We start from the raw sequence: 5,901 nt of genomic DNA on the forward strand, positions 1-5,901 counted from the left end.
AGCACACTTGTCAAGACGCCGTACGGCTCGGGCGGTCTTCCGCGCAGTGCGGCGGCATCTTGACAAGCGCGCTTGGGCTTCGCCAGGCCAAACGGAGACGAGGGACGCGGGAGCAGTGCTGTGGGCTCGCTGCGCTCGCTCCACAGCCCGCTGCGCGGTGACGGCTGAAAAACCGCAAGCAAAAGCAAAGCATACAATCAAAAGCAAAAACCACGAGCAAAAAGCGCAAACCGCAAACCAAGAGCTAAAACCTGCAAGCCCGACCCCAACCCCAAACCCTAGGGTCGCACCGACTCCCAAGGCACGGTGACCTCCCCCAACCGCCACCGCTTCCGGTCGTCCAGCACCGGCCACCTCGTCGCCAGCAACCGCACCGACTCCACCCACCGGGCCCTCGGCCCGAACGGGGCGAACGGGGCCGCCGTCGCCCAGCAGGTGTCCAGTTCGGCCAGCAGCGCGTGCACGCGCTCGCCCGGCACGTTCCGGTGGATCAGCGCCTTCGGCAGCCGCTCCGCCAGGTCCCCCGGCGTGTCCAGATCCGCGGGCAGGCACGACAAGGTGAAGGTCTGCGGCCCCTCCGCGGTCAGCGACACCCACGTGCAGCGCCTGCCGACCTCGTCGCAGGTGCCCTCCACGAGCACCCCGCCCGGCGCGAGCCTGCCGAGCATCGTGCCCCACGCCTCGACGGCCTGCTCCTCCGTGTACTGCCGCAGCACGTTGAACGCCCGCAGCAGCACCGGTCTCGCGCCCGCCAGCTCGAACCCGCCCCGCCGGAAGTCCAGTCCCGGCGGGTCGGCGACGGCCTTGCCCGCCTCCACGCGCTCGGCGTCCAGCTCCAGGCCCAGCACGCGCACGTCCGGGCACGCCTTCCGCAGCCTCGCGGCCATCTCCACGGTCGTGATCGGCGTCGACCCGTACCCCAGGTCCACCACGAGCGGCGACCCGACGAGCAGGTCGCGGTGCGCGGACAGGACCCACCTGTCGACCCGGCGCAGGCGGTTCGGGTTGGTGGTGCCGCGCGTGGGCAGGCCCATCGCCCGCGCGCGGCCCGCGGCTAGCCTCGGCGCGCGAGCCACTGGGACGTGAACTCCGTCTCCTTGTCGAGCAGCTTCGCGACCTGCTCGACGACCATCTCCTCGACCTTCCCGCCCACCAGCGGGATCTTCACCTTCACCTGTCCGGTGAGGGTGATCGTGGACCCGCCGCCCGGCTTGTCGGCCACCGTCATGACGCCGTCAAGCTCGCCGGGGACGCCCGTGATGTCCACCCGCGACGTGCAGGTGTACCCGGCTTCCGTCCACGACTCCGCGCGCGTGATGACCAGGTCACCGCCCAGGACCTTGCTCGCGATGGGCGGCAGGTCGGCCGACGAGACGCCCTGGCGCAGCTCGTAGGCGACGCCCGTGGCGGTCACCGCGTGGCTGAGCAGGGCGGCGCCGGAGCCGCCGAGCACCTCCAGGCGGGCGCGCAGGTACGACTCGTCGACCAGCGCCGCGTACACGTCGGCGGCGGGCCAAGTCGTCTCGGTCAGGTGCTCGATGCGGCGTGCCATGTCGCGGAGGCTACCGTTTACCCCTGTGACCACCCCGCTGTCGTCCAGTGCCCAGGAGCGCGGTCGCGTGCCGCTCGCCGAGTGCACCACACTGCGGCTCGGTGGCCCGCCCGCGCGCTTCCTGCGCGCCACCACCGCCGCCGAGCTCGTCGACGCCGTCCGCGCCGCGGACGCTACCGGCGACCCCGTGCTCCTGCTCGGCGGGGGATCGAACCTGGTCGTCGCGGACGAGGGTTTTCCCGGCACCGCGATCCAGGTGGGCACCACCGGCCGCCGCGTCGACCCGCTCGGCGACGGGCTCGTCCAGTTCACCGTGGAGGCGGGCGAGGACTGGGACTCGGTCGTCGCCGACGCCGTCTCGCAGGGCCTGGGCGGGCTGGAGTGCCTGTCCGGCATCCCCGGCCAGGTCGGCGCGACCCCGGTGCAGAACGTCGGCGCGTACGGCGTCGAGGTGTCGCAGGTGCTGACCTCGGTCGACCTGCTGGACCGGGCCACCGGCCGGGTCAACCAGGTGCCCGCCGAGGCGCTGGGCCTGGCCTACCGGACCTCGGTCCTCAAGGGAACCGACCGCGCCGTCGTGCTGCGGGCCCGCTTCGCGCTCACCTCCGGCGGCCAGTCCGCCCCGATCCGCTACGGCGAGCTGGCCCGCGTCCTCGGCGTCGAGCAGGGCGACCGGGTGCCCGCCGACGCCGCCCGCAAGGCCGTGCTGGAGCTGCGCAGGGGCAAGGGCATGGTGCTCGACGCCGCCGACCACGACACGTGGAGCGCAGGCTCGTTCTTCACCAACCCGCTGCTCGACGAGACCACCCTCGGCGGGGTGCTGATCCGCATCGCCGAGCGCCTTGGCGACGACGTGGCCGTGCCGACCTACCCGGCGACCTCCGGCCACCGCAAGCTGTCCGCCGCCTGGCTGATCGAGCGCGCGGGCTTCGCCAAGGGCCACCGGGGTCCCGGCGGGCGGGTCGCGCTGTCCAGCAAGCACACCCTCGCCCTGACCAACCGGGGCGGCGCGGCCACCGAGGACCTGCTCGACCTCGCCAGGGAGGTCCGGGACGGGGTGCGCGGCGCGTTCGGCGTGGAGCTGCACCCGGAACCGGTCATGGTGGGCTGTTCGCTCTGACCCGGCGACGCGCGGGTTGACCTCGGGTGACCGGGGGTAGGCCTGGTGGTTGCCGGGGGTGGAACCGTTGCCCGGCAAGGGGTTCCGCTCGCCTCCACGTGGTGAAGGCCGAATGGGTGACTCCGTGTGACGAATCCTCACCCAGCGCGTTTCATGGTGGTAGGAGCGTTACACGGAGGTCGTCATGGACCATCCGGACTACGGGAGGGCGGCGGTCAGGCCGCTCAAGAGGCTGGTCGAGGACGACTTCCTGCGCAGGCCCGGTGTGGTCGGTGTGGACATCGGGGAGAAGGTCGTCGGCGGCGAGCCGACTGGGCGGCTGGCGATCGTCGTCTACGTCCGCGAGAAGGGCGCCGCGGGACGCCACACCATCCCGCCGGACGTGCTCGGCGTCCCCACGGACGTCGTGCAGGACTCGTTCGCGCCGCACCACACCCTGGCCTCGCCGCAGGGCGGGAGCGGGGCCGAGCGGCACGGCCGCGTGCTCGGGGGCATCGGCGTCGGGCCCAGCCGCTCGGTGCGCTTCGTGCCGCCCGACGTGCCCAGGGCCGACGACTACCTCGTCGCGGGCACCCTCGGCGCGCTCGTGCGGGCCAGGGGGACGCACCGGCCCATGGCGCTGACCGCGTTCCACGTGGCCTGCGTGGACGACGCGTGGGAGGTCGGCGACCCGATGGTGCACCCGTCCAGGGTGGACGGGGGCCACCCGGTGCGCGACCGGATCGCCACGCTCGCGCGCGCCGCCCTGTCCAGCCGGGTCGACGCGGCGGCGCTGCTGCTGCACGCCAGGCACACCTCGCCCGAGGTGGTCGGCCTCGGCCCGGTGCTCGGCGCGGCGGACGCCCGCGTGGGCGCGCCGGTGCGCAAGCGCGGGCGCACCACCGGGATCACCGCGGGCGTGGTCGCGTCCACCGACGCGGTCATCCGGCTCGACTACGGCGCGGGCATCGGCGTGCGGACCCTGCACGACCAGATCCGGGTGGAGACGCCGGGGTTCGGCGACCACGGCGACTCCGGCGCGGTGCTGCTCGACGAGGAGAACCACGTGGTCGGGCTCTACTGCGCGGGCAGCCCGCACCGGTCGTTCGCCAACCCGGTCGGGCCGGTGCTGGACCAGCTCGACGTCTACCTGCTCACGCCCGGTGGGCTCGGCTCGCGGACGCTTGGGCGCGGGGCTTGAGCACGATGGTGTCCAGGTTGACGTGCGAGGGCCTGGTCACCGCGAACGCGATGGTGTCGGCGACGTCGTCGGCGGTGAGCGGGGTCAGGCCCCGGTAGACGGCGGCGGCGCGCTCGGCGTCCCCGTCGAACCGGTTGACGGAGAAGTCCGTCTCGACCATGCCCGGCAGGACCTCGGTGATCCGGACCGGCTCGCCGAGCAGCTCGCCGCGCAGCGTGCGGTGCACCGCGGACTGCGCGTGCTTGGCCGAGGTGTAGCCGGAGCCGTTGTCGTAGGCCTCGAGCGCGGCGATCGAGGTCACCGTGACGACGTGCCCGTCGCCGGAGGCGATCAGCTTGGGCAGCAGCGCCTTGGTGACCCGGAGCGTGCCGAGCACGTTGGTCTCCCACATCCAGCGCCACTGCTCCTCGTCGGCCTCGGCGACGCTGCTCAGCCCGCGGGCGCCGCCCGCGTTGTTGACCAGCACGCGGACCTCGGGCACGGCCTCGGCCAGGGCCGCGACGGACGCGGCGTCCGTCACGTCCAGCTCGATCGCCGTGCCGTCCACCTCGGCCGCGATACTCTGGACCAGTTCCAGTCGCCGGGCGCCGAGCACGACGTGGAAGCCCTCGGCGGCCAGCCTGCGGGCGGTGGCCTCGCCGATTCCCGCGCTGGCCCCGGTGACTACTGCGGTAGGACGGTTCACACCGCGATCCTAGGTCGATCCAGGGGTGGACCCCGTTCTGTGGCGCAGGTCACCTGCACTTGCCGGGGTTCTGGGACGTCCTTGTCGGTGGGAGGTCGGAAACGTGCGAAAGAAGTTGGCCGCGCTGCTCGTGGGCGGCGCGCTGCTGGTCGGGTGCTCGTCGAACGTGGAGCAGGGGAGCCCCTCTCCGGTCGGCGGGGACGCCCCGCCGGTCGCGAAGCTCACCGCGAACCCCGCCGACGGGGCGAAGGACGTGCCGGTGAACTCGCCGGTCAAGGTCGAGGTGCAGGACGGGGCGATCGACCAGGTCGCCGTCACCAACCCGGAGGGCCAGTCCGTCCAGGGCGCGCTCGCCGAGGACAGGAAGAGCTGGGCGAGCACCGAGCCGCTGGGCTTCGGCAAGCAGTACAGCTACTCCGGCAAGGCCACCGGGTCGGACGGCAAGCCGGTCGAGCTGACCGGCTCGTTCACCACGCTCGCGCCCGCCAGCCAGGTCCGCGCCACGCTGTTCCCCGGCGACGACCAGGTCATGGGCGTCGCGGTGCCGATCAAGGTCGAGTTCGACGCGGACGTGCAGGACAAGGCGACCGTCGAGAAGGCGCTGACCGTCACCAACAGCGCGAACGTGCAGGGCTCCTGGGCGTGGCTCAACGCCCGCGAGGTGCACTACCGGCCGGAGAACTACTGGCCCGCGAACACGAAGATCCGCGTCGAGGCGAAGCTGTACGGCGTGGCCTACGGCGGCGGCGCGTACGGCCGGGCCGACGTGACCAGCGACTTCACCATCGGCCGCAACCAGGTCGTGAAGATCGACACCCCGTCGCACCAGCTCGTGGTGCAGCGCGACGGGCAGACCGTGAAGAGCTACCCGGCCTCCTTCGGCAAGGACGACGAGCCGGACCTGAACACGCCGAACGGCACGTTCGTGGTCATGCAGAAGGACCCGCAGTTCAGCTTCGACAACCCGCGCTACGGCTACACCAACGTGCTCAAGAAGTGGGCCGTGCGGTTCTCGAACCACGGCGAGTTCATCCACGAGAACAACGACAACCTCGCCAACATCGGCAAGAACAACACCTCGCACGGCTGCGCGAACCTGTCCGAGGCCGACGCGAAGGACTACTACGACTCGGCGCTGGTCGGCGACCCGGTGGAGGTCACCGGCGCCAGCCACACGCTGCCGCCGCAGTTCGACTGGTACGACTGGCAGATCCCGTGGTCGCAGTGGCAGACCATGTCGGCGCTGTGAACCGCGCGGGTTCGGCGGGCCCGCTGATCCGCCCGGCCCGCTGAGCGCCAGACCTTCCGAGAGGGGCGGCCCCCCCCGGGCGGGGGGGGCCCCCGGGGGGTTGTGGGACACCAGT

General features: G+C 72.4%; 6 protein-coding genes. 3 read left to right on the forward strand and 3 right to left on the reverse strand.

What is annotated here, in order from left to right; all coding sequences use genetic code 11:
* Positions 1-278 precede the first annotated feature (278 nt).
* Entirely contained in the window at positions 279-1,034 is a 756-nt protein-coding gene (locus ACTUAL_RS22350) for an SAM-dependent methyltransferase (RefSeq protein WP_096497252.1), read from the reverse strand.
* A 20-nt stretch (positions 1,035-1,054) separates the two neighbouring features.
* Positions 1,055-1,552 (reverse strand): DUF2505 domain-containing protein, encoded by a 498-nt coding sequence (locus ACTUAL_RS22355; RefSeq protein WP_440901617.1) that lies wholly within the window; start codon positions 1,550-1,552, stop codon positions 1,055-1,057.
* Here ACTUAL_RS22355 and ACTUAL_RS22360 point away from each other — a divergent pair.
* Positions 1,551-2,672, forward strand: coding sequence for a UDP-N-acetylmuramate dehydrogenase (locus ACTUAL_RS22360; RefSeq protein ID WP_373565535.1), 1,122 nt, complete (start codon positions 1,551-1,553; stop codon positions 2,670-2,672). The genes ACTUAL_RS22355 and ACTUAL_RS22360 overlap by 2 nt on opposite strands.
* A 184-nt stretch (positions 2,673-2,856) precedes the next feature.
* The gene (locus tag ACTUAL_RS22365; protein ID WP_096497250.1) at positions 2,857-3,852 is read left to right on the forward strand and encodes a hypothetical protein; all 996 of its coding nucleotides are present in this window, start codon (positions 2,857-2,859) and stop codon (positions 3,850-3,852) included.
* Here the strand turns inward: ACTUAL_RS22365 and ACTUAL_RS22370 are convergent.
* Positions 3,806-4,537, reverse strand: a complete 732-nt coding sequence (locus tag ACTUAL_RS22370) for an SDR family NAD(P)-dependent oxidoreductase (protein WP_096497249.1) — start codon at positions 4,535-4,537, stop codon at positions 3,806-3,808. The two genes, ACTUAL_RS22365 and ACTUAL_RS22370, sit on opposite strands and share 47 nt — an antisense overlap.
* Positions 4,538-4,640: 103 nt before the next feature.
* On the opposite strand from ACTUAL_RS22370, the gene ACTUAL_RS22375 reads away from it, so the two are divergent.
* Positions 4,641-5,786: a L,D-transpeptidase gene (locus tag ACTUAL_RS22375; protein ID WP_096497248.1), complete on the forward strand. Its 1,146-nt coding sequence runs from the start codon at positions 4,641-4,643 to the stop codon at positions 5,784-5,786.
* The last annotated feature ends 115 nt before the right edge of the window (positions 5,787-5,901 follow it).

Source organism: Actinosynnema sp., from assembly GCF_052038725.1.

Excerpts from the sequence above, each read along its gene's own strand:
- ACTUAL_RS22360 (WP_373565535.1), top strand. The coding sequence starts at position 1,551 with ATGTCGCGGAGGCTACCGTTTACCCCTGTGACCACCCCGCTGTCGTCC.
- ACTUAL_RS22350 (WP_096497252.1), bottom strand. The coding sequence starts at position 1,034 with ATGGGCCTGCCCACGCGCGGCACCACCAACCCGAACCGCCTGCGCCGG.
- ACTUAL_RS22365 (WP_096497250.1), top strand. The coding sequence starts at position 2,857 with ATGGACCATCCGGACTACGGGAGGGCGGCGGTCAGGCCGCTCAAGAGG.
- ACTUAL_RS22355 (WP_440901617.1), bottom strand. The coding sequence starts at position 1,552 with ATGGCACGCCGCATCGAGCACCTGACCGAGACGACTTGGCCCGCCGCC.